Below are 22,406 nucleotides of genomic sequence, written 5' to 3' on the forward strand. Positions count from 1 at the left end.
TATGTCTCAGGCTGCGCTGAACACGCGAAACCGCGAGGAGGAAGCAATAACAGCTTCCCGGCGGAATAATGGAACGCGTCTTGCAGGGATTGTGTTCCTGCTGGCGGTGCTGTGCACCGTGTTTATTAGCGGCTGGGTGGTGTTGGGCTGGATGGATGATGCACAGCGTTTACCATTGTCGAAACTGGTGGTAACTGGCGATCGTCACTACACGCGTAACGACGATATTCGCCAGTCGATACTGGCGTTGGGCGCGCCTGGCACCTTTATGACGCAGGACGTTAACATCATTCAAAGCCAGATTGAGCGTCTGCCCTGGATTAAGCAGGCCAGCGTCAGAAAACAGTGGCCGGACGAATTGAAGATTCATCTGGTTGAATATGTGCCGATTGCGCGGTGGAATGATCAGCACATGGTTGATGTTGACGGTAATTCCTTCAGTGTGCCGGCCGAACGAACCAGTAAGCAGATTTTACCCATGCTGTACGGGCCAGAAGGCAGCGAGAGCGAAGTGTTGCAAGGCTATCGCGATATGGGGCAGGTGCTGGCAAAGGATAAATTCACGTTGAAAGAGGCGGCTATGACCGCTCGGCGTTCATGGCAGTTAACGCTGAGTAATGACATTAAGCTCAATCTGGGCCGCGGCGATACGATGAAACGCCTGGCGCGCTTTGTGGAACTTTATCCCGTTCTGCAGCAACAAGCGCAGACCGATGGCAAAGAGATTAGCTACGTGGATTTACGCTATGACTCAGGTGCGGCGGTTGGCTGGAAAGCGGCAGCCCCTGTTCAGGAACCGAATCAGCAGCAAACACAGGCACAACAGAATCAGGCACAGGCAGAGCAACAATGATCAAGGCGACGGACAGAAAACTGGTAGTTGGACTGGAGATTGGCACCGCGAAGGTCGCCGCTTTAGTAGGGGAAGTTCTGCCCGATGGCATCGTGAATATCATTGGCGTGGGCAGTTGCCCGTCCCGCGGGATGGACAAAGGGGGCGTGAACGATTTGGAATCGGTGGTTAAGTGCGTACAGCGCGCCATCGATCAGGCCGAACTGATGGCCGATTGCCAGATCTCCTCGGTCTACCTTGCGCTGTCGGGGAAACATATTAGTTGCCAGAATGAGATTGGCATGGTGCCGATTTCCGAAGAGGAAGTCACCCAGGAAGACGTTGAGAACGTCGTGCATACCGCGAAGTCGGTGCGTGTACGTGATGAGCACCGTGTACTGCACGTGATCCCGCAAGAGTATGCCATTGACTACCAGGAAGGGATCAAAAACCCGGTTGGGTTGTCTGGCGTGCGTATGCAGGCGAAAGTGCATCTGATTACCTGCCATAACGATATGGCGAAAAACATCGTCAAAGCGGTTGAACGATGTGGATTGAAAGTTGACCAACTTATTTTCGCCGGACTGGCGTCCAGTTATTCCGTGCTGACGGAAGATGAACGTGAGTTAGGGGTCTGCGTTGTCGACGTCGGCGGTGGTACAATGGACATGGCTGTCTACACAGGCGGTGCGTTGCGCCACACCAAAGTGATCCCGTATGCGGGGAATGTGGTGACCAGTGACATCGCTTACGCCTTCGGTACGCCACCAAGCGACGCCGAAGCGATTAAAGTTCGCCATGGTTGCGCGCTGGGCTCGCTGGTCGGCAAAGACGAAAGCGTGGAAGTGCCGAGCGTGGGCGGTCGTCCGCCGCGTAGCTTGCAGCGCCAGACGCTGGCCGATGTGATTGAGCCGCGCTACACCGAGTTGCTCAATCTGGTGAACGACGAAATTTTGCAGTTGCAGGAGCAACTCCGTCAGCAAGGCGTGAAACATCATCTGGCGGCGGGGATTGTATTGACCGGTGGGGCAGCGCAAATTGAAGGCCTGGCGGCCTGCGCCCAACGCGTGTTCCATACGCAGGTGCGTATTGGTGCGCCGCTCAATATTACCGGCTTAACGGATTATGCCCAGGAGCCGTATTACTCTACGGCGGTGGGGTTGCTGCACTACGGGAAAGAAACCCATTTAAGTGGTGAAGCAGAAGTGGAAAAACGAGCGTCAGTCGGTTCGTGGTTAAAACGAATCAACAGCTGGCTGCGAAAAGAGTTTTAATTTTTTCAGAGACCGCCGAAAATTAACGGTCTCAGGCGACAGGCACATACGCCTATCCTTTTAAGATACGTCGCAAGAGGTAGCTTAAAAGAAAAAGCGTAACGACGGAGAGAGATCATGTTTGAACCAATGGAATTAACCAACGACGCGGTGATTAAAGTCATCGGCGTCGGTGGCGGCGGCGGTAACGCCGTAGAGCATATGGTGCGTGAACGCATCGAAGGGGTTGAATTCTTCGCGGTGAATACCGACGCGCAGGCGTTGCGTAAAACGGCGGTAGGTCAGACCATCCAGATCGGTGGTGGTATCACTAAAGGTCTGGGCGCTGGCGCAAACCCTGAGGTTGGCCGTAACGCAGCAGAAGAGGATCGTGAAGCCCTGCGCGCTGCGCTCGAAGGCGCTGATATGGTCTTTATCGCTGCGGGCATGGGGGGCGGTACCGGTACTGGTGCTGCGCCTGTGGTGGCTGAAGTTGCTAAAGATCTGGGTATTCTGACCGTTGCGGTGGTCACCAAGCCTTTTAACTTTGAAGGCAAGAAGCGCATGGCGTTTGCGGAGCAGGGGATTACTGAGCTGTCCAAGCATGTGGACTCGCTGATCACTATTCCGAACGACAAGCTGCTGAAAGTATTAGGCCGTGGTATTTCTCTGCTGGATGCATTCGGTGCGGCAAATGACGTACTGAAAGGCGCAGTGCAGGGTATCGCTGAGCTGATTACGCGCCCGGGTCTGATGAACGTCGACTTTGCAGACGTCCGTACAGTAATGTCCGAAATGGGCTACGCAATGATGGGCTCAGGCGTTGCCAGCGGTGAAGACCGTGCTGAAGAAGCCGCAGAAATGGCGATCTCCAGCCCATTACTGGAAGATATCGACCTGTCTGGCGCGCGCGGCGTGCTGGTTAACATCACGGCTGGCTTTGACTTACGTCTGGATGAGTTCGAAACTGTAGGTAATACTATTCGTGCGTTCGCTTCTGATAACGCGACGGTGGTGATTGGTACTTCTCTCGATCCGGACATGAACGACGAACTGCGTGTTACTGTTGTTGCAACCGGTATCGGTATGGACAAACGTCCAGAAATTACGCTGGTGACCAACAAACAGGCGCAGCAGCCAGTGATGGATCGTTATCAGCAGCATGGTATGCCGCCGATGCAGCAGGAACAGAAACCGGCAAAAGTGGTCAACGACAATACGCCGCAGACCACGAAAGAACCGGACTATCTGGATATTCCTGCGTTCCTGCGTAAGCAGGCGGATTAAGAATTTGCTGGAAGTTGGGCTTCTTCGCTCTTTGTGCTAAACTGGCCCACCGATTGTGTTATACAATTTGGTTGGATTGGTAATTAGGCGAGATTATACGATGATCAAACAAAGGACTCTTAAACGTATCGTTCAGGCGACTGGCGTCGGTTTGCATACCGGCAAAAAAGTCACCCTGACGTTGCGCCCTGCGCCGGCAAATACCGGGGTCATCTATCGTCGCACTGACTTAAATCCACCGGTTGACTTTCCGGCTGATGCTAAATCTGTGCGTGATACTATGCTCTGTACTTGTCTGGTCAACGAGCATGACGTGCGGATTTCCACCGTCGAGCATCTGAATGCTGCTTTGGCGGGGCTGGGTATCGACAACATTGTTGTTGAAGTCGATGCGCCGGAAATTCCGATTATGGATGGCAGTGCTGCGCCATTCGTTTACTTGTTGCTAGATGCAGGAATCGAAGAACTTAACAGCGCCAAAAAATTTGTGCGTATCAAAAATACCGTTCGTGTTGAAGATGGCGATAAGTGGGCAGAGTTTAAACCGCATAACGGTTTCTCTCTCGATTTTACTATCGACTTCAATCACCCGGCGATTGATGCCAGCACACAACGTTACGCGATGAACTTTTCTGCCGACGCATTTATGCGCCAGATTAGCCGTGCGCGTACCTTCGGTTTCATGCGTGATATCGAATACCTCCAGTCCCGTGGATTGTGCCTGGGCGGTAGCTTCGATTGTGCCATCGTAGTTGACGATTATCGCGTATTGAACGAAGACGGTTTACGTTTCGAAGATGAATTCGTTCGCCACAAAATGCTGGATGCTATTGGCGACTTGTTCATGTGTGGTCACAACATTATTGGTGCGTTTACCGCGTATAAATCCGGTCACGCACTGAACAACAAATTGTTGCAGGCTGTTCTGGCAAAACAGGAAGCCTGGGAATATGTGACCTTCGAAGACGAAGCCGAATTGCCGTTGGCGTTTAAAGCACCGTCTATGGTTCTGGCGTAACGCCTTAACCACAAAAGCGACTGGTTAACCTGGCACTCTCTCCGGTCAGGGAAGCCAGTCGTTTTTATTTGCACGTTTGTAAATCCTCTCTTTGTGCTTCCTTGATTCATAACAGCATTCTGGCTGTGCGAACGCTGCATTCCTGACCGTTTTTATCCTCTAAAATGCCGGAATACTGCTGTGGCGAAGGCCGCTTTAGTGGTAAGATTCGTGCGCAAAATGACACAAACAGAAGTCAATTCGACAAGCGTTATTTTTGGGTGGAGCAAGTGAGCGGAATTCTGACGCGCTGGAGACAATTTGGCAGACGTTATTTCTGGCCGCATCTCTTATTAGGGATGGTCGCGGCGAGTCTCGGCCTGCCTGCGCTTGCCAACAGCGCTGAACCAGCACAAACCCCACGCGAGAGTAGCCGTAATCACGACAATGCAGGCTCGGTCAATTTCACCAGTCTTGCATTACTGGAAGCGAACCGACGCCCTAATTTTACTGTCGATTACTGGCATCAACATGCCATCCGCACCGTCATTCGCCATCTTTCGTTCGCTATGGCACCGCAAGCGCTGCCGGTGGCAACCGAAGAAGCTTTGCCAATTCAGGCACACCATCTCGCTTTACTGGATACGCTCAGTGCGTTACTGGACCAGGAAGGCAAGCCGCCAGCCATTGTTCGTCTGGCCGTTCAAACGTCCGCCGCGCCTGATGCTGCGTTCTCTATCTCCACCTGGTTAAGTCAGGTGCAGGGCATTCGCGCCGGTCCTCTTCGCCTCAGCTAAAAAAATACCCTAATTCATTTTTTTAGCTCCACGGCGTGGAGCGTTTGAGATTTTTATTATGCTTATCAAATTATTAACTAAAGTCTTCGGTAGTCGTAACGATCGTACACTGCGCCGTATGCGCAAAGTCGTGGCACAAATCAATGCCATGGAACCCGAAATGGAAAAGCTCAGCGATGATGAGCTGAAAGCCAAAACCGCAGAGTTCCGTGCGCGCCTGGAAAAAGGCGATACCGTTGAAAGCCTGATCCCGGAAGCCTTTGCGGTTGTGCGTGAAGCCAGTAAACGTGTGTTTGGCATGCGCCACTTCGACGTGCAGTTGCTGGGCGGTATGGTCCTTAACGAGCGCTGTATTGCAGAGATGCGTACCGGTGAAGGTAAAACCCTGACGGCAACCCTGCCTGCTTATCTTAATGCCCTGAGCGGCAAAGGTGTGCACGTCGTTACCGTCAACGACTATCTGGCTCAGCGTGATGCCGAGAACAACCGTCCGCTTTTTGAATTCCTCGGCATGAGCGTGGGCATTAACCTGCCTAATATGCCTGCTGTCGCCAAACGTGAAGCCTATGCTGCCGATATCACCTACGGCACAAACAACGAATACGGCTTTGATTACCTGCGCGATAACATGGCGTTCAGCCCTGAAGAGCGTGTACAGCGTAAACTGCACTATGCGTTGGTGGATGAAGTCGACTCCATCCTCATTGATGAAGCGCGTACGCCGTTGATCATTTCGGGTCCGGCAGAAGACAGCTCTGAACTTTACAAAAAAGTTAACAAAATCATTCCGTATCTGGTTCGCCAGGAAAAAGAAGATTCCGACACCTTCCAGGGCGAAGGCCATTTCTCCGTGGACGAAAAAGCGCGTCAGGTGACCCTGACTGAGCGTGGCCTGGTGCTGATTGAAGAGCTGCTGGTGAAAGAAGGCATCATGGAAGAGGGCGAGTCGCTCTACTCTCCGGCGAATATTATGCTGATGCACCACGTCACCGCCGCGCTGCGGGCTCACGCGCTTTTTACCCGCGATGTTGACTACATTGTTAAAGATGGTGAAGTCATTATCGTCGATGAGCATACCGGGCGTACCATGCAGGGACGTCGCTGGTCAGATGGTCTGCACCAGGCGGTTGAAGCGAAAGAAGGTGTGGATATCCAGAACGAAAACCAGACGCTGGCGTCCATTACTTTCCAGAACTACTTCCGTCTGTACGAAAAACTGGCCGGTATGACCGGTACAGCGGATACCGAAGCGTTTGAGTTCAGCTCTATCTACAAACTCGATACGGTCGTTGTGCCGACTAACCGTCCGATGATCCGTAAAGATATGGCGGATTTGGTCTATATGACCGAAGCGGAAAAAATCCAGGCCATCATCGAAGACATTAAGGAACGCACTCAAAATGGTCAGCCGGTTCTGGTTGGTACCATCTCTATTGAGAAGTCCGAAGTGGTTTCCCATGAGTTGACCAAAGCGGGCATCAAGCACAACGTATTGAACGCCAAGTTCCACGCCAAAGAGGCGGATATTGTGGCGCAGGCGGGCTATCCAGGTGCCGTTACCATTGCCACCAACATGGCAGGTCGTGGTACCGATATCGTACTGGGCGGCAGCTGGCAGGCAGAACTGGCCGAATTGGAAGAACCAACTGCAGAGCAAATCGCGAAGGTTAAAGCCGAGTGGCAGGTGCGTCATGATGCCGTGCTGGCTTCTGGTGGTCTGCACATTATCGGTACTGAACGTCATGAATCGCGTCGTATCGATAACCAGCTGCGTGGTCGTTCCGGCCGTCAGGGCGATGCAGGCTCTTCCCGTTTCTATCTCTCAATGGAAGATGCGCTGATGCGCATTTTCGCCTCCGATCGTGTCTCTGGCATGATGCGTAAACTGGGGATGAAACCGGGTGAAGCAATTGAACACCCGTGGGTGACCAAAGCGATTGCCAACGCACAGCGTAAAGTTGAAAGCCGTAACTTCGATATTCGTAAGCAGTTGCTGGAATATGATGATGTGGCAAACGACCAGCGCCGTGCCATCTATACTCAGCGTAACGAATTGCTGGACGTGACCGATGTAAGCGAGACGATCGCCAGCATCCGGGAAGATGTATTTAAAGCCACTATTGATGGTCACATTCCGCCGCAGTCGCTGGAAGAGATGTGGGATATTCCGGGTCTGCAGGAACGTCTGAAAAACGACTTCGATCTGGATCTGCCTATTGCTGAATGGCTGGATAAAGAGCCGGATCTGCATGAAGAGACGCTGCGCGAGCGTATTCTGCAAAGCGCTATCGAAACCTACCAGCGTAAAGAAGAGGTGGTGGGTGCTGAGATGATGCGTCACTTCGAAAAAGGCGTGATGCTGCAAACGCTTGATTCTCTGTGGAAGGAGCACCTAGCTGCGATGGATTACCTGCGTCAGGGCATTCATCTGCGCGGCTACGCGCAAAAAGATCCGAAGCAGGAGTACAAACGCGAATCCTTTGCTATGTTCGCTGCGATGCTGGAATCCCTGAAATATGAAGTGATCAGTACCCTGAGCAAAGTACAGGTGCGCATGCCGGAAGAAGTGGAAGCAATGGAGCTACAGCGTCGTCAGGAAGCTGAGCGTCTGGCGCAGATGCAGCAACTGAGTCACCAGAACGACGAAGCAGAAGCGGCGGCCGCACTGGCAGCGCAGACTGGCGAGCGCAAGGTAGGACGTAACGACCCGTGCCCGTGCGGTTCCGGTAAAAAATACAAACAGTGCCACGGCCGTCTGGCGTAACGCATTGATAAAAAATAAAAAGGCGCAGACTTCTGCGCCTTTTTTATGGAGTCTGCAATATGAAAATTTTAAACATCGCAGTGGGGATTATTCGCAACCCACAAGGGGAAATCTTTATTACCCAGCGTGCCGCTGATGCGCACATGGCGAATAAATGGGAATTTCCTGGGGGTAAAATTGAAGCCGGAGAAAACCCAGAACAGGCGATGATCCGCGAGCTACAGGAAGAAGTGGGCATTACCCCGCATGAGGCGACATTGTTCGATAAGCTGGAATATCAATTTCCGGATCGCCATATCACGCTGTGGTTCTGGCTGGTCGAGCGCTGGGATGGGGAACCGTGGGGGAAAGAGGGGCAGCCGGGCAATTGGGTTGCACAAAGCGCGCTCGATGCGGCTAAATTCCCGCCAGCCAACGAGCCCGTAATTACCCGCCTATTATCAGAGTGATGTCATTAACCTGCCGGGTAATGTGCCGGCAGGCAAGCCAGATCAAGGCTGTTCTTCACTCCAGTCGTCGCTGTCCGACAAGTCGCCAGCGCTTGGAATGCGCTTTTCTTCAGCCGCCCATTCGCCCAGGTCAATAAGCTGGCAACGTTTAGAGCAGAACGGGCGAAACGTGCTCTTTTCTGCCCAGACGACCCGTTTGCCGCAGGTGGGGCAGTTAACGGTGATTTCTTCAGACATCTTTACTCCTTAACAGCAGGCCAGTTCAAAATCGAGTCGCTCTGGCACTACGCCATTTTCGCTATCCAGCGGCATAAAGCGAATGGCAAAACGGCTCTTATGGCCGGAAATTTGCGGGTATAACCGATCGTCCAGTTGTAATTGCAGACGCAGTAAATCGGCGTCGTCACCATTATCCTGGTAAAAACCATTCAGACTGGTCTGACGGCGGAAGGGCGCAGCATTACGAATTAAATCAAGGATCAGCGACAGGGTCTGCTGCAGTGGCAATAAACTGTCCAGCCAGATCGCGATTTGTGCATCTCGCTGTGCCTGCGGCAGGTGCAACCAGACATGCAGTGTGGGCAGATCGAAGCTGCAGCATCCACCGGGAATGCTCAGACGCTGGCGTACCAGACCAATCAGACGATCTTCCCGCAGCAACTGACCGATGCGCGGTGCATTCATCAGTACGGCCCCGCTCTCTTTTAATTGCTGACGAATGGCTTCAATACGGCTCTGATCAACGCCGGGTACATCGCTCCATGCGCGCAGTTTACGCTGCTGGCGCTCCAGTTCTTTGAGCAGTTCCGTTCGGGTATCGCCCCGTTCGAATACGTCCAGTAAATCGCCCACGTTGCGGAAAAAGTGCAATGCATCAGCATGGGTGCTCAGCGGCAGATTAACCGAGAGTTGCTGCAGTAAAAACTCGACGCGCAACCAGGTACGCATCTTTTCGTTAAGCGGATGTTCAAAAAGAATGTGGGTATGCATTACGGTTTTTCCTGTGATACGGCCTGCAGGGCGTTCTTAAGATACGCGGCGTGCAGGCGGGCAACATCCGAGGCAATTGCATCTGGTGCGCCATTATTGTCAATAACATCATCCGCGACGGCAAGCCGCGCTTCACGTGTGGCCTGGGCCGCGAGAATATTTTCAGCATGTTCACGGCTGACGCCATCACGCTGCATGGTGCGTGAAATCTGTGTCTCTTCAGAGACATCAATAACTAAAACCCGATCGGCTTTGTGATAAAGCTGGTTCTCCACCAGCAGTGGCACAACCCACAGCACATAAGGCGATGAGGCTTGCGCAATTTGTTGCTGCGTCAGCTGATGAATAAGCGGGTGGAGTAACCCGTTAAGCCAGGTTTTATCTGCAGGAGAAGCAAAGATGCGCTCACGTAATAAACGGCGATTAAGTGAACCGTCCGCAAGGATCATTTCAGTGCCAAAATGCCTGGCAATAGCGCGTAATGCAGGCGATCCGGGTTCCACAACCTGGCGGGCAATAATATCCGCGTCGACAACATCAACGCCAAGTGCGGCGAAGGCATCTGCGACGGTACTTTTACCACTGCCAATGCCGCCGGTTAACGCGACCGTATACCCCATAACGCTTAATCCCAAAATAGACTGTCGCACATCACAATCTGCGATCTTTTTCCTGCCAGCAAGATAATCATTTATTGCTCTTCTGAATAAAGAAAATCGCAAATCGTTAAATATATTTACTAATTTAATCAGTGGCTTGTCATTTAATCAGTCAGCATTTCAGCTCATTTGCCTGAACGCGCCTGTCCACCAGGTAAATTTATAGGATTGTAGCGTAAAAAAAGAGAATTTCGCAGTCTTGCACGGGTCTTATTAGCGCGTATGATAGCGTCACTGGAGTTGTGAGTTTGTCCTTTCGCCATTAACCCCAGGAATCCGCACATGCGTATTGAAGAAGATCTGAAGTTAGGTTTCAAAGACGTTCTTATCCGCCCAAAACGTTCCACCCTTAAAAGCCGTTCCGATGTTGAGCTGGAACGCGAATTTACCTTCAAACATTCAGGATTGAACTGGTCTGGCGTACCGGTTATTGCCGCCAATATGGATACCGTTGGCACGTTTGCCATGGCGAAAGCGTTGGCCTCATTCGACATCCTCACTGCGGTGCATAAACACTATTCAGTTGAAGACTGGCAGGGGTTTATTCAGCGTGAATCTGCAGACGTGATCCGTCATGTTATGGTGTCTACTGGCACGTCAGATGCTGATTTCGAGAAGACAAAGCGTATCCTGGCCTTACACCCGTCGCTGAACTTTGTCTGCATTGATGTGGCGAATGGTTATTCTGAGCATTTCGTGCAGTTCGTCGCCAAAGCACGTGAAGCCTGGCCAGACAAAACCATTTGTGCAGGCAATGTCGTCACTGGCGAAATGTGCGAAGAGCTGATTCTGTCTGGAGCTGACATCGTTAAAGTCGGTATTGGCCCAGGTTCTGTATGCACCACGCGTGTGAAAACCGGTGTAGGTTACCCGCAACTCTCCGCGGTGATTGAGTGTGCCGATGCTGCTCATGGTCTTGGCGGTCAAATCGTCAGCGATGGTGGTTGCACAGTCCCTGGCGACGTGGCGAAAGCCTTTGGCGGTGGTGCAGATTTCGTAATGCTAGGCGGTATGCTGGCAGGGCACGAAGAAAGCGGCGGCACCGTTGTTGAAGAAAACGGCGAAAAATTCATGCTGTTCTACGGTATGAGCTCAGAATCTGCGATGAATCGCCATGTTGGCGGTGTTGCTGGTTACCGCGCCGCAGAAGGGAAAACTGTTAAGCTTACGTTGCGTGGCCCGGTGGAAAATACCGCCCGCGATATCCTTGGCGGTTTACGTTCCGCATGCACCTATGTGGGGGCTTCTCGTCTGAAAGAACTGACCAAACGCACGACCTTTATTCGCGTTCAGGAACAAGAGAACCGCGTGTTCAACAGCCTGTAAGGCAACAGCTGGCGCAGCCCTTGCGCCTCTACCCTGTACTGCCCATCGCATCTCCCAGATGGAAGATGGGCAGATACATCGCTACCACCAGCACGCCAATGATCAGCCCGGTAACGACAAGCAACAACGGTTCCAGCACCGCAGCAAGCCCATCGGCCTGATGCTGAGTCTGTTCGCTATGGTGCTGCGCCAGATTTTCCAGCATCACATCCAGCGCACCCGAAATTTCGCCGGTGTGAATCAGCTGAACACACAGTGAGGTGAATTCTCCGCTCCCGGCCAGCGCTGACGATATTGATGATCCCTGCGTAATTTGCTGGTGCGCCTGGTGCAGCACCTCCTGCCAGTACGGGCAAATCATGGTCTCTTTTACGCTTTCCAGACCTTGTAAAAAGGTGATTCCCGCGCGCTGCGTCAGCGAGAGCACAGTGAAAATCTGGCTCAGCCGCTGCCCGCGAATCAACCGCCCCATCTGCGGACAACGTAACAACCAGCGTTGTTGCGTGCGCCGCCAGCCGGTATGGCGCCGCATCATCGTCATGGCTCCGGCCATCATTAGCCCAATGATCATTAATGGCACGGCACCTTGTTGCAGAAGTGCCGCGCCAGCAATTACGCCACGGGTGAGCGCTGGCAGTGGGGTATTGAACGTCTGGTAGATAGCAGAGAACTGCGGCAGCACCAGGTAAACCATCGCCAGCACGATGGCTGCGGTCAGTGAAAGAATGATCAGCGGATAGCGCAGCGCTTTTTTTACTTTTTGCGCCAGTTCCCGCTGAGCTTGCTGCTGGATGGCCAGTTTAAAACAGCATTCATCGAGCTTTCCTGTCAGTTCGCCTGTCTGGATCATCGCCAGCCAGAGTGGCGGGAAAACGTCTGGCCACTCCCGTAGCGCGGCAGAAAAGCTTTCGCCTTGTTCCAGCGTCTGCGCAAGATGCTGCAACAATGCCCGCCATTGCCTGGCGGGATGTTGCTGCGCCAGCAGCTGCAAACTGGCAGACAAGGTCAGCCCTGCCTGCAGTAAGGTGGCAAGCTGGCGCAAGAGTGTACAAGCCTGTTCTGCCCGCCAGAGCGACCGCCTTACAGGGCTGCGCTTCAGCGTTAAAGGATGGATCTGTTGCTGATTCAGCCGTTGTAGTGCAGCGTTGCGATCCTCACACCACATAGCGCCATGCTGTAATGCACCGGTGCTGTCGATCCCGTTCCACTGCCATAACTGCCTAGTCGCCATGGGGCAGACCCAGTATGCGCACCAGCTCTTCAAGCGTCGTTAGTCCTTTTTCTACCGCCATGCAGCCGTGCTGGAAGAGGGTAGACATACCCCCTTCACGGGCGCATTGTTCAATTTCACTCACTTGCTTACCGCTGGCGATGGCGTGGCGAAGTTCAGGTGTGACAGCAAACACTTCGAACAGGGCAACCCGCCCATAGAAGCCGTGATAACACTGTTCGCACCCTTCCGCTCGCCACCGAGGTAGCGGACGCGGCCACAGATCCCCCGGCAGTTGGTTGTTTTCGTGAGTCAGTTTACGGCAATGTGGGCAGAGTTTACGTACCAGACGCTGGGCAACCACCAGCAATAATGCCGACGAGATCATCCAACGGGCGACGCCCATCTGCTCAATGCGTACCAGCGCTTCGCTGGTGGAGTTGGTATGCAGTGTCGACAACACCAGGTGCCCGGTTTGCGACGCTTTGATGGCAATTTCTGCCGTTTCGCCATCACGAATTTCCCCGACCATGATGATATCCGGATCCTGGCGTAGCAGGGCGCGCAGCACACTTTGAAACGTCAGCCCGGTTCGCGGATTAATCTGCGTTTGATTGAGCCCCTCCAGGGGGATTTCTATCGGATCTTCCACACTGCAAATATTGACTTCGGGTTTGTTGCGCCGCTGTAACGCACTGTAGAGCGTAACGGTTTTACCGCTGCCGGTTGGACCGGTCACCAGGAGTAACCCCTGAGGTTGCGACAGCGCCGCGGTAAATAGCGCCAGCTGGGCATCTGTCATACCGAGTGCTGTCACTTCCAGTGCCTGATTGACCTGATGCAGCAGACGCAGAACCACTTTTTCGCCATGCCGACAGGGTAGCGTTGCGATACGAAATGAGATGGCGTGACCGTCAAGCTCAATGCTGAATTGCCCATCCTGTGGCAGACGTCGTTCCGCAATATCAAGGTTGCCAAGTACTTTCAGCCTTGCGGTTATCGTGGGCGCGTAATCACAGGGAAGGGGAGAGATCGCATGTAAAACGCCATCAACACGTAACCGGATAACATACTGGGTTTCACCCGGCTCGAAATGGATGTCTGACGCCCGTAATACCTGCGCCAGCTTCAGCGTTTGATCCAGCACCTTTGCGATAGTCACACTCTCCTCTGTATGGGAGGGGAGAGGTCTCTGCACCGTCATTTGCCGGTGTTTGTCCATTTGATCCTGTGTCCAGCAACGGATATCAACGCGCTTTTGTACCGCGAAACTGAGTGATTCCATCAGTTCAGGGGCAGGCGTATCGACCACCGCGATGGTGAGTACTTCATCTTCATTGTTTAGCAGTGCGGCATTATGCCGCTGGCACAGTGCGACCAGTTTATCCTTTTTCATTGCGTCTCCTTAAGGGCGTCCGGTACGGAAAACATCTTCACAAGCTTGCTGCAAGGCGCTATCGCTATTGGTGTTGCAGTTGCGCGTCCAGCTTTTAAGACCTTCGGTATCACTCCATTGTGGCGTCATTACAATACTCAGCCCTTTCAGGCTCTCTTGCCCGGTCAGCGAGACCACGCCTTTGGCGACGCTCATCGCCGCTACATAACGCGTGCTGATCGGGAGAGGAATACCATTGCTACCTGCATCACAGCTCTCAATACCGCCGCGATCCAATGCACATAACTCCACGGCAGTACGATAGGGCACGTAGGTCTGCAAGAGATCGGTCAGCGCGGCTTTGCGCAGGTAGTTCTGATAGGCGGGGATCCCAACGGCGCTCAGAATGGCAATAATGCCGATCACGACCATCAACTCAATGAGGGTAAATCCTTGTTGTTTATTCATCTTTGGCTCCTTGTAGTGAGCCGTTACTGTGTCAGTGCCTGAGGGGGACTGCGAGAGGGAAAATTGGTTTAAGGAAGAGGGTTTCCAGACTTGCTACTGATGTAGCAAGAGAGAACAAAAAGTTTGCGAGGAGGTACGCACAAAAACGGGCCAGCGGCCCGTTCAGTGAGCAGGTGGGTTAGCGAAAACGCATCGACAAATCGAGCGCGCGGACATGTTTTGTCAGAGCGCCGACGGAGACATAATCAACGCCGGTTTCGGCATATTCACGCAGGGTTTCCAGCGTCACATTGCCGGAGACTTCCAGCCGTGCTTCACCGTTGGTGCGTTTCACGGCTTCACGCATTTGTTCTGGGGTGAAGTTGTCCAGCATGATGATATCGGCCCCGGCTTTGAGAGCATCGTCGAGTTCATCCAGCGTTTCTACTTCGACTTCTACCGGCACGTCCGGATGCAACCAAAAAGCTTTTTCCACCGCCTGGCGTACCGATCCCGCCGCGATAATGTGGTTTTCTTTAATTAAAAAGGCGTCAGAGAGACCAAGGCGATGGTTGGCACCGCCGCCGCACAATACGGCATATTTCAACGCCGTGCGCAGCCCAGGTAATGTTTTTCGCGTATCCAGCAGTTGCGTTTTCGTTCCGTTCAGTCGTTCCACATAACGACGCACTTCGCTGGCGACACCTGACAGGGTTTGTACAAAATTTAACGCTGTTCTTTCGCCGGTCAGCAGCACGCGTGACGGTCCTTCCAGTTCGAATAAAGGCTGATCGGCCCTGATGACATCCCCATCTGCCACGTGCCATGTCAGGGCCACATCGCTGCCCGCCAGCTGGATGAAGACCTCTTCGACCCAACGCTTGCCGCAGAATACACCTGCTTCACGGGTGATGATCACCGCGTGCGAGCGATTCCCCGGCGGTAACAATTGAGCGGTAATATCATTATTCGCATCGACGTCTCCCCCCAGATCTTCGCGCAGCGCCTGGGCGACAGCGGCAGGGATATCCAGTTCGATACGTTTGAGCAGTGCGTCACGTCGAAGGTCGGGGTTATAGCGGCGAGGCGGCATGATAAACTCCAAAAAAGGTAACGAATCACAAAGTTAGGCAATGTCTTGTGCAGGGAGGCCATTACAGGACACCGCCTGAACATGCTACTCTGAAGCGTGTTTCAGCACCATCCTCTATAAGGAGTTCCTTATGCAGTTACGCAAGGGCTGGCTGGTAGAAGCGCGGCAGGTGCCGTCTCCTCATTTCGATTGCCGCCCGGACGATGAACAGCCTTCACTACTGGTGGTACATAATATCAGCCTGCCACCCGGGGAATTTGGTGGCCCGTGGATAGATGCCTTATTCACCGGCACGCTGGATGCGACCGCCCATCCCTTTTTTGCTGAGATTGTTCATCTGCGTGTTTCCGCACACTGCCTGATCCGCCGCGATGGCGAGATTGTGCAGTATGTGCCTTTTGATAAACGTGCCTGGCATGCGGGTGTATCTTCTTATCTGGGACGGGAGCGCTGTAATGATTTCTCGATTGGTATCGAACTCGAAGGCACGGACCATCAGCCCTACACCGATACGCAATACCAGCAACTGGCGGCCGTAACCCGAACGCTGATTGAGCTTTACCCGTCGATTGCCGACAATATGACCGGGCATAGCGATATAGCCCCTGTGCGCAAGACTGACCCGGGCCCTGCTTTTGACTGGGCACGGTTTCGCGCGCAGGTCGCCGGTTTGTCAGAAAAGGAGATGCCATGACGTTATTCACCATGCTGCTGGTACTGGCGGCAGAGCGGCTGTTTAAACTGGGAGAGCATTGGCAACTGGATCACCGTCTGGAAGTGGTATTCCGGCGGGTTAAGCACTATTCGATGATCAGAACGGTTTTGATGACAGCGCTGGTCATGCTGGTGACGTTTCTGATCCTGCGTGCGCTGTTGGGGCTATTTTTTAATGTGCCGTTGCTGGTGGTGTGGATCCTGTTGGGGCTGTTATGCATTGGTGCAGGCAAAGTCCGTTTGCACTATCACGCCTATCTGAAAGCGGCGGCGCGCAATGATAGTCATGCCCATAATGCAATGGCCAATGAGCTGACGCTGATCCACGGTGTACCGCCGGGCTGCGATGAGCGTGAGTTTTTGCGCGAACTGCAAAACGCGCTGGTATGGATTAACTTTCGTTTTTATCTTGCCCCGCTGTTCTGGTTTATTGTTGGTGCGTCGTGGGGGCCAGTGCTGCTCGCGGGCTATGCGTTTTTACGTGCCTGGCAGTCATGGCTGGCGCGCTATCAAACGCCGAATGAGCGCCAGCAGTCCGGGATCGATGCGATCCTGCATGTGCTGGACTGGATCCCGGTGCGGCTGGCGGGCGTGGTTTACGCATTGGTCGGGCATGGCGAAAAGGCGCTGCCCGCCTGGTTTGCTTCGCTTGGCGATCGCTATACCTCACAGTACCAGGTGCTGACGCGCCTTGCGCAGTTCTCACTGGCGCGCGAACCGCATATGGATAAAGTCGAAACCCCCAAAGCCGCCGTGTCGATGGCGAAGAAAACCTCACTGGTGCTGGTGGTAGTGGTGGCGCTGCTGACTATTTACGGCACGCTGATTTAACCCGCGTGCCGTCGCGTTACGGATGATCCGCAGGTGGGGTGCCAAAATCAGGCATCCCATCTTGCTGCCAGTGTACCGTTTTCAGGCGGGTATGACGGTTAGGATCGTACAGCGGATCCCCTTCAATTTCCGTGTAATTGCGCGCGTGATACACCAGCACATCTTCCCCTTCCGGCGTTTGCGTAAAGCTATTGTGACCAGGGCCATACTGGCGATTTTCATAGCTGGTTTTAAACACCGGCTGTGGTGCTTTGTGCCAGTTGGCGGCGATCTGTGGATCCGCTGACCTGTCAATCCATAACAAGCCCATGCAGTAGTTTTCATCTGTGGCGCTGGCGGAATAGCTAATAAACAGCTTGTCACCGTGGAACAGCACCGCAGGCCCTTCATTGACTAAAAAGCCGCGACACTCCCAGTCAAACTCGGGCTTGCTGAGCAGTACGGGATGGCCTTTTAACGTCCATGGGTTTTCCATTTCTGCGAGATAGAGGTTGGAATTCCCGGCGATGTCCGGCGCTTTTTGCGCCCACAAGTACCAGCGTTTCCCTTGATGGACAAAGGTTGTGGCATCCAGCGCAAAGGTGTCGAAAGGCGTTTTCACCTGGCCGCGCGCCACCCAATGCCCATTCAGTGGATCGCTATCTGCGCATTCGAGCACAAACATACGGTGCTGGAACATATTCAGCGCATCCAGCGCTTTTGTCCCGGCAGCGGCGAAATAAAGATACCATTTGCCATCAATATGATGCAGCTCTGGCGCCCAGATGAGTTCGCTCATCGGGCCGCTCGTCGGTTTACGCCACACAACCACGCCTTCGGCCTGACGGAGCCCTTCCAGCGTGCTGGCGCGACGGATCTCAAGTCGGTCATATTCCGGGACTGATGCCACAAAGTAGTACATTCCCTCATGGCGCAGAATAAACGGATCTGCGCGCTGTTCAATAAACGGATTTGGCCAGTGGCTCATTATGCTTTCCTTACGTTGTCGCCAGCGGGGACTTGCTGACTTCCGGTCAGTTCGTGGTAATTCACGCGGCGTTTCTCCAGGTCCGCCTGGATCTGTTTCATCAGGTCGCGGTCGACTTTCAGCAGGCGTACAACGCCTGCGGTAATCAGGTAACCAACACCCGGAATGACGGTAAACAGCAGCATAATGCCATTGATCGCCGTCGCGCTTTGTTGTTTGGCCCCCGCATCGTACCCATACCAGGAAAGCAGGAAGCCGACCATTGCCCCGGCGACAGCCAGCCCGACTTTGAGGAAGAACAGATTGCCAGAGAAACTGATGCCGGTAATGCGTTTGCCAGTTTTCCACTCGCCATAATCATCGACGTCTGCCATCAGCGACCAGTGCAGCGGAGAAGGGATCTGGTGCAGAATGTTGAGTAAAAAGTAGAGCACCACAATCAGCATCGTGGCGTGTGGATCAAAGAAGTAGAACGCGCAGGAGAAAATAGCCAGCGCGATATTGGTCCAGAAAAAGACTTTAAGTTTGCACCAGCGGTCGGTCAGTACTTTGGCCAGCATACTGCCGATCATCATGCCAACTACGCCAAGACTGATAAACAGCGTCGCAAAGTGGGTGCTTTCTCCCATTACCCAGGTCACGTAATACATGGTTGCCGCCATGCGAATAAAACCGGGGCAGACGTTTGATAGCGTCAGCAGCAGAATGCGCACCCACTGGTCGTTTTTCCACACATCTTTAAAGTCTTTTTTCAGGTCATCGTTGGTTGGCACAGCCGGGTGAACGCGCTCGCGAACAGTGGCAAAACAGAACAGAAACATACACATGCCAATAAATGCCAGCACGGTCATCGCCAACTGGTAGCCTTTGGCTTTGTCGGCGCCGCCGAACCATTCCGCCATCGGCAGCAGGGTTAATGAGAGTAGCAGGGTGGCAATCCCGACCATCACGAAGCGGTAAGACTGGCAGGCCACACGTTCCTTCGGATCGTTGGTTATCACGCCGCCCAGCGAGCAGTAAGGAATATTGATGGCGGTATAAGTCAGCGACAGCAGGAAGTAGGTGATAAAGGCATAAATCACCTTGCTGTTGTAGGTCCAGTCCGGAGTGGTGAACATCAGTACGCTGAACACAGCATAGGGCAGGGCTATCCACAACAGCCACGGACGGAAACGCCCATACTTGCTTTGTGTTCGGTCGGCGAGAGCCCCCATTAACGGGTCGGTCACCGCATCAATAACGCGAATCGACAGCAGTAATACCCCGACCAGCGCCGGGGCGAGGCCGAAGATATCAGTATAGAAATAGTTCACAAACAACATGATGGCGCCGAAAATAATATTACATCCGGCATCGCCCATGCCGTAGCCAATCTTTTCTTTAACAGACAGTTTGTTGCCCATTGCCGGTTCCCCATTTGAGATATGGAAGAATTATTCACCTGTAAATTTTTCTTTGCGTAGCAGGATCAGGCCGCAGAGATGGACAAAATGGCTATGTAAAAGGAAGTGTGAGGAAGGTAACATTGTGATAACAACCCTCTCCCTGGCGGGAGAGGGGCGCAGAATAAGGATTAATTAGCTTTTACGGCTTTTGCATTTTTCTGCTTAAGCGCGTAGCCAACGCCGAGGATAGCAATCCAGACGGGGATCAGATATACGGAGATCGCCATACCTGGCGTCATCAGCATAATCACCAGCACAGCGGCCATAAACACCAGGCAGATCCAGTTACCTAACGGGTAGAGCAGCGCCGGGAATCGCGGTGTGACCCCCTGCAACTGCTTAGCACGGCGGAAGCGCATATGCGCCAGGCTGATCATCGCCCAGTTAATCACCAGCGCAGAAACCACCAGCGCCATCAGCAAGCCAAATGCGGATTCCGGTGCCAGGTAGTTGATCAGCACGCACAGCGCTGTAACGACCGCAGAAACCAGAATGGTATTCACCGGTACGCCGCGCTTGTCCACCGAGAGCAGCGCTTTTGGCGCATTACCCTGCTGCGCGAGGCCGAACAGCATACGGCTATTGCAGTAAACGCAGCTGTTGTAGACCGACAACGCGGCGGTCAGCACCACGATGTTCAGCGCGTTTGCCACCAGCGTATCGCCCAGTTCGTGGAAAATCAGAACAAACGGACTGGTGTCGGCGGTAACGCGTGTCCATGGCAGCAACGAAAGCAGAATAGCCAGTGAACCCACATAGAAGATCAGGATGCGGTAGATAACCTGATTGGTGGCTTTCGGAATGCTTTGCTCCGGGTTGTCGGCTTCAGCGGCGGTAATGCCAACCAGCTCCAGGCCGCCAAAAGAGAACATAATGATGGCCATCATCATTACCAGCCCGGAAAAGCCGTGCGGCAGGAAGCCGCCTTGTTCCCAAAGGTTACGCACTGTCGCTTGCGGGCCAGCGTTGCCGCTAAACAGCAGCCAGCCGCCGAACAGGATCATTGCCACCACGGCCACCACTTTGATAATGGCGAACCAGAATTCCATCTCGCCAAACACTTTGACGTTGGTAAGGTTGATGGCATTAATGATGACAAAGAAGGCAGCAGCAGAAGCCCACGTTGGGATCTCTGGCCACCAAAACTGGATGTATTTGCCGACAGCGGTCAGTTCCGCCATCGCGACCAGTACATACAGAACCCAGTAGTTCCAGCCGGAAGCAAAGCCAGCAAAGCTACCCCAATATTTGTAGGCAAAGTGGCTGAATGAACCCGCGACCGGCTCTTCCACTACCATTTCGCCCAACTGACGCATAATCAAAAATGCAATAAAGCCTGCAATGGCATAACCCAGAATAATGCCAGGGCCGGCGGATTGAATGACTGACGCGCTGCCCAGAAACAGGCCAGTCCCGATAGCTCCACCCAGCGCAATAAGCTGAATATGGCGGTTCTTAAGGCCGCGCCTTAGCTGATCGCCATGCTGTTGACCTTCCATCATGAAACCTCGTGTGTGGTTGTTATATGTACGCTGTCGTTTGCGTGTAAGGAATAAATTCCGTTTTTTGTATTTATTGGTTTACGAAAGGATGATGTGATTTTTCACTCATCTCTTTCATAGAGCTCAGAATAGTGGTAAGCGCGAGGGAATGCATCTGCTTTATGAAGGTGTGATGACGACCTGATGAAAAAGAAACCGTTTGTCAGTAACCCTTTTACCACCTGTCTATACTGAAAATTAATATTTATTCATTTTTGTTGAATTTAAATTCAAATATTCACCGACTGAATCGGTTCATATGCCTTATTTGTCGTTTCAGGAAAGTTAAAACTGCCTCTTTCGTGGTAAACGGGTCATTTGTGCAAGGTTACATCTTTGAAACGTCATTTCTGTAACATTGTTAAAATGTGCGTGGTTTACTGATTTCAATCAAAACCTGTATGGACAGAAGGTGAATACTTTGTTACTTTAGCGTCACGAACATGAAATTGGTAAGACCAATTTACTCCGGGCGAATGGTAGAGACAGGGAACAATGGCCTACAGCAAAATCCGCCAGCCAAAACTATCCGATGTGATTGAGCAGCAACTGGAGTTTTTGATTCTTGAGGGGACATTACGCCCCGGTGAAAAACTGCCTCCAGAGCGTGAGCTGGCCAAACAGTTCGACGTTTCTCGTCCTTCACTGCGCGAGGCCATTCAACGTCTCGAAGCAAAAGGGCTGCTTCTCCGTCGCCAGGGGGGCGGGACCTTTGTCCAAAGCAGCCTGTGGCAGAGCTTCAGCGATCCGCTGGTAGAACTCCTGACCGACCATCCAGAATCCCAGTTTGACCTGCTTGAAACCCGCCACGCGCTGGAAGGCATTGCCGCCTATTACGCTGCGCTCCGTAGCACCGATGAAGACAAAGTTCGTATCGGCGAACTGCATCGGGCTATTGAGCTGGCTCAGCAGTCAGGGGATCTGGACGCGGAGTCCGATGCTGTCGTGCAGTATCAAATTGCCGTAACCGAAGCGGCACATAATGTTGTTCTGCTACATCTGCTACGCTGCATGGAGCCGATGCTGGCACAGAACGTTCGTCAGAACTTTGAATTGCTGTACGCGCGCCGCGAAATGCTGCCGCTGGTTAGCAATCATCGCGCCAGCATTTTCGCAGCGATCATGGCCGGTCAGCCGGAAGAGGCGCGAGAAGCATCGCACCGTCACCTGGCATTTATCGAAGAGATTTTGTTGGATCGCAGCCGTGAGCAGAGCCGTCGTGAACGTTCGCTCCGCCGGCTGGAACAGAGAAAGAATTAAGATTTTCTGGTGCAGTTTGCACCGGAAGAGTTGTAACACCAGCGCCGACCTTTAGAGCGCGGCAACTAAACGCAGAACCTGTCTTATTGCACTTTTGTTGTCCTGTAATAATGAGAATGCAATGGGACAGGTTCCAGACAAATCAACGTATTAGATAGATAAGGAATAC

The 22,406-nt window shown here is 53.0% G+C and carries 21 protein-coding genes; 11 read left to right on the forward strand and 10 right to left on the reverse strand.

Features of this window, described 5'->3' with window-relative positions:
* The first annotated feature begins 1 nt into the window (after window position 1).
* The 7 genes from ftsQ to mutT all read left to right on the forward strand — a co-directional run bounded on the left by ftsQ (window position 2) and on the right by mutT (window position 8,379).
* Window positions 2–853 (forward strand): cell division protein FtsQ, encoded by an 852-nt coding sequence (gene ftsQ / locus RTX30_RS04600; RefSeq protein ID WP_312687281.1) that lies wholly within the window; start codon window positions 2–4, stop codon window positions 851–853.
* On the forward strand, window positions 850–2,106 hold the full coding sequence (gene ftsA, locus RTX30_RS04605) for a cell division protein FtsA (protein ID WP_312687283.1): 1,257 nt from the start codon (window positions 850–852) through the stop codon (window positions 2,104–2,106). Before ftsQ ends, ftsA begins: the two co-directional genes overlap by 4 nt.
* 117 nt (window positions 2,107–2,223) lie before the next feature.
* Entirely contained in the window at window positions 2,224–3,372 is a 1,149-nt protein-coding gene (gene ftsZ / locus RTX30_RS04610; RefSeq protein ID WP_312687285.1) for a cell division protein FtsZ, read from the forward strand.
* A gap of 100 nt (window positions 3,373–3,472) precedes the next feature.
* The gene (gene lpxC, locus RTX30_RS04615; protein WP_263098053.1) at window positions 3,473–4,390 is read left to right on the forward strand and encodes a UDP-3-O-acyl-N-acetylglucosamine deacetylase; all 918 of its coding nucleotides are present in this window, start codon (window positions 3,473–3,475) and stop codon (window positions 4,388–4,390) included.
* Between the two features lie 269 nt (window positions 4,391–4,659).
* Window positions 4,660–5,166, forward strand: coding sequence for a secA translation cis-regulator SecM (gene secM / locus RTX30_RS04620; RefSeq protein ID WP_312687289.1), 507 nt, complete (start codon window positions 4,660–4,662; stop codon window positions 5,164–5,166).
* 58 nt (window positions 5,167–5,224) lie between these two features.
* A complete protein-coding gene (gene secA, locus RTX30_RS04625) occupies window positions 5,225–7,930 on the forward strand; it encodes a preprotein translocase subunit SecA (protein ID WP_312687290.1) in 2,706 nt (901 codons plus the stop codon).
* 59 nt (window positions 7,931–7,989) lie between these two features.
* Window positions 7,990–8,379, forward strand: coding sequence for an 8-oxo-dGTP diphosphatase MutT (gene mutT, locus RTX30_RS04630; protein ID WP_312687291.1), 390 nt, complete (start codon window positions 7,990–7,992; stop codon window positions 8,377–8,379).
* A gap of 42 nt (window positions 8,380–8,421) precedes the next feature.
* Here the strand turns inward: mutT and yacG are convergent, their stop codons facing one another.
* From yacG to coaE, 3 genes are read right to left on the reverse strand one after another with little or no spacing between them, the layout of a single operon-like run.
* The gene (gene yacG / locus RTX30_RS04635) at window positions 8,422–8,616 is read right to left on the reverse strand and encodes a DNA gyrase inhibitor YacG (RefSeq protein WP_312687293.1); all 195 of its coding nucleotides are present in this window, start codon (window positions 8,614–8,616) and stop codon (window positions 8,422–8,424) included.
* Window positions 8,617–8,625: 9 nt separating this feature from the next.
* Window positions 8,626–9,369 (reverse strand): cell division protein ZapD, encoded by a 744-nt coding sequence (gene zapD, locus RTX30_RS04640; RefSeq protein WP_312687295.1) that lies wholly within the window; start codon window positions 9,367–9,369, stop codon window positions 8,626–8,628.
* Window positions 9,369–9,989: a dephospho-CoA kinase gene (gene coaE / locus RTX30_RS04645; RefSeq protein WP_312687297.1), complete on the reverse strand. Its 621-nt coding sequence runs from the start codon at window positions 9,987–9,989 to the stop codon at window positions 9,369–9,371. Before coaE ends, zapD begins: the two co-directional genes overlap by 1 nt.
* A gap of 321 nt (window positions 9,990–10,310) precedes the next feature.
* Here coaE and RTX30_RS04650 point away from each other — a divergent pair, with 321 nt between their 5' ends.
* Window positions 10,311–11,354 carry a GMP reductase gene (locus RTX30_RS04650; protein ID WP_312687299.1) on the forward strand — a complete coding sequence of 348 codons (1,044 nt, stop codon included), beginning with the start codon at window positions 10,311–10,313 and terminating at the stop codon, window positions 11,352–11,354.
* A gap of 28 nt (window positions 11,355–11,382) precedes the next feature.
* Here RTX30_RS04650 and hofC read toward each other — a convergent pair whose 3' ends face one another.
* From hofC to nadC, 4 genes are all read right to left on the reverse strand, one after another.
* Complete coding sequence (gene hofC, locus RTX30_RS04655) at window positions 11,383–12,585, reverse strand: protein transport protein HofC (protein ID WP_312687301.1); 1,203 nt, start codon at window positions 12,583–12,585, stop codon at window positions 11,383–11,385.
* On the reverse strand, window positions 12,575–13,960 hold the full coding sequence (gene gspE / locus RTX30_RS04660; protein WP_312687302.1) for a type II secretion system protein GspE: 1,386 nt from the start codon (window positions 13,958–13,960) through the stop codon (window positions 12,575–12,577). Before gspE ends, hofC begins: the two co-directional genes overlap by 11 nt.
* 9 nt (window positions 13,961–13,969) lie before the next feature.
* Entirely contained in the window at window positions 13,970–14,407 is a 438-nt protein-coding gene (ppdD, locus tag RTX30_RS04665) for a prepilin peptidase-dependent pilin (RefSeq protein ID WP_312687304.1), read from the reverse strand.
* Between the two features lie 178 nt (window positions 14,408–14,585).
* The gene (gene nadC, locus RTX30_RS04670; protein ID WP_312687307.1) at window positions 14,586–15,479 is read right to left on the reverse strand and encodes a carboxylating nicotinate-nucleotide diphosphorylase; all 894 of its coding nucleotides are present in this window, start codon (window positions 15,477–15,479) and stop codon (window positions 14,586–14,588) included.
* A gap of 130 nt (window positions 15,480–15,609) precedes the next feature.
* On the opposite strand from nadC, the gene ampD reads away from it, so the two are divergent.
* Together ampD and ampE are read left to right on the forward strand one after the other, a co-directional pair.
* Window positions 15,610–16,173 (forward strand): 1,6-anhydro-N-acetylmuramyl-L-alanine amidase AmpD, encoded by a 564-nt coding sequence (ampD, locus tag RTX30_RS04675; RefSeq protein WP_312687308.1) that lies wholly within the window; start codon window positions 15,610–15,612, stop codon window positions 16,171–16,173.
* Entirely contained in the window at window positions 16,170–17,024 is an 855-nt protein-coding gene (gene ampE, locus RTX30_RS04680) for a beta-lactamase regulator AmpE (RefSeq protein WP_312687309.1), read from the forward strand. Before ampD ends, ampE begins: the two co-directional genes overlap by 4 nt.
* 16 nt (window positions 17,025–17,040) lie before the next feature.
* On the opposite strand, the gene RTX30_RS04685 is transcribed toward ampE, so the two are convergent.
* The 3 genes from RTX30_RS04685 to aroP form a co-directional block, all read right to left on the reverse strand.
* Window positions 17,041–17,991: a family 43 glycosylhydrolase gene (locus RTX30_RS04685; protein WP_312687311.1), complete on the reverse strand. Its 951-nt coding sequence runs from the start codon at window positions 17,989–17,991 to the stop codon at window positions 17,041–17,043.
* On the reverse strand, window positions 17,991–19,394 hold the full coding sequence (locus RTX30_RS04690) for an MFS transporter (RefSeq protein WP_312687312.1): 1,404 nt from the start codon (window positions 19,392–19,394) through the stop codon (window positions 17,991–17,993). Before RTX30_RS04690 ends, RTX30_RS04685 begins: the two co-directional genes overlap by 1 nt.
* A gap of 170 nt (window positions 19,395–19,564) precedes the next feature.
* Window positions 19,565–20,938, reverse strand: coding sequence for an aromatic amino acid transporter AroP (gene aroP, locus RTX30_RS04695; protein ID WP_312687314.1), 1,374 nt, complete (start codon window positions 20,936–20,938; stop codon window positions 19,565–19,567).
* Between the two features lie 534 nt (window positions 20,939–21,472).
* On the opposite strand from aroP, the gene pdhR reads away from it, so the two are divergent.
* Window positions 21,473–22,237: a pyruvate dehydrogenase complex transcriptional repressor PdhR gene (gene pdhR / locus RTX30_RS04700; RefSeq protein WP_312687316.1), complete on the forward strand. Its 765-nt coding sequence runs from the start codon at window positions 21,473–21,475 to the stop codon at window positions 22,235–22,237.
* The last annotated feature ends 169 nt before the right edge of the window (window positions 22,238–22,406 follow it).

The sequence above is a fragment of the Kosakonia sp. genome (assembly GCF_032052965.1).
Taxonomy (GTDB): Bacteria; Pseudomonadota; Gammaproteobacteria; order Enterobacterales; family Enterobacteriaceae; genus Kosakonia.

Coding starts and splice junctions, on each gene's coding strand:
- ftsQ (WP_312687281.1), top strand. CDS start 2: ATGTCTCAGGCTGCGCTGAACACGCGAAACCGCGAGGAGGAAGCAATA.
- ftsA (WP_312687283.1), top strand. CDS start 850: ATGATCAAGGCGACGGACAGAAAACTGGTAGTTGGACTGGAGATTGGC.
- ftsZ (WP_312687285.1), top strand. CDS start 2,224: ATGTTTGAACCAATGGAATTAACCAACGACGCGGTGATTAAAGTCATC.
- lpxC (WP_263098053.1), top strand. CDS start 3,473: ATGATCAAACAAAGGACTCTTAAACGTATCGTTCAGGCGACTGGCGTC.
- secA (WP_312687290.1), top strand. CDS start 5,225: ATGCTTATCAAATTATTAACTAAAGTCTTCGGTAGTCGTAACGATCGT.
- mutT (WP_312687291.1), top strand. CDS start 7,990: ATGAAAATTTTAAACATCGCAGTGGGGATTATTCGCAACCCACAAGGG.
- yacG (WP_312687293.1), bottom strand. CDS start 8,616: ATGTCTGAAGAAATCACCGTTAACTGCCCCACCTGCGGCAAACGGGTC.
- zapD (WP_312687295.1), bottom strand. CDS start 9,369: ATGCATACCCACATTCTTTTTGAACATCCGCTTAACGAAAAGATGCGT.
- coaE (WP_312687297.1), bottom strand. CDS start 9,989: ATGGGGTATACGGTCGCGTTAACCGGCGGCATTGGCAGTGGTAAAAGT.
- RTX30_RS04650 (WP_312687299.1), top strand. CDS start 10,311: ATGCGTATTGAAGAAGATCTGAAGTTAGGTTTCAAAGACGTTCTTATC.
- hofC (WP_312687301.1), bottom strand. CDS start 12,585: ATGGCGACTAGGCAGTTATGGCAGTGGAACGGGATCGACAGCACCGGT.
- gspE (WP_312687302.1), bottom strand. CDS start 13,960: ATGAAAAAGGATAAACTGGTCGCACTGTGCCAGCGGCATAATGCCGCA.
- ppdD (WP_312687304.1), bottom strand. CDS start 14,407: ATGAATAAACAACAAGGATTTACCCTCATTGAGTTGATGGTCGTGATC.
- nadC (WP_312687307.1), bottom strand. CDS start 15,479: ATGCCGCCTCGCCGCTATAACCCCGACCTTCGACGTGACGCACTGCTC.
- ampD (WP_312687308.1), top strand. CDS start 15,610: ATGCAGTTACGCAAGGGCTGGCTGGTAGAAGCGCGGCAGGTGCCGTCT.
- ampE (WP_312687309.1), top strand. CDS start 16,170: ATGACGTTATTCACCATGCTGCTGGTACTGGCGGCAGAGCGGCTGTTT.
- RTX30_RS04685 (WP_312687311.1), bottom strand. CDS start 17,991: ATGAGCCACTGGCCAAATCCGTTTATTGAACAGCGCGCAGATCCGTTT.
- RTX30_RS04690 (WP_312687312.1), bottom strand. CDS start 19,394: ATGGGCAACAAACTGTCTGTTAAAGAAAAGATTGGCTACGGCATGGGC.
- aroP (WP_312687314.1), bottom strand. CDS start 20,938: ATGATGGAAGGTCAACAGCATGGCGATCAGCTAAGGCGCGGCCTTAAG.
- pdhR (WP_312687316.1), top strand. CDS start 21,473: ATGGCCTACAGCAAAATCCGCCAGCCAAAACTATCCGATGTGATTGAG.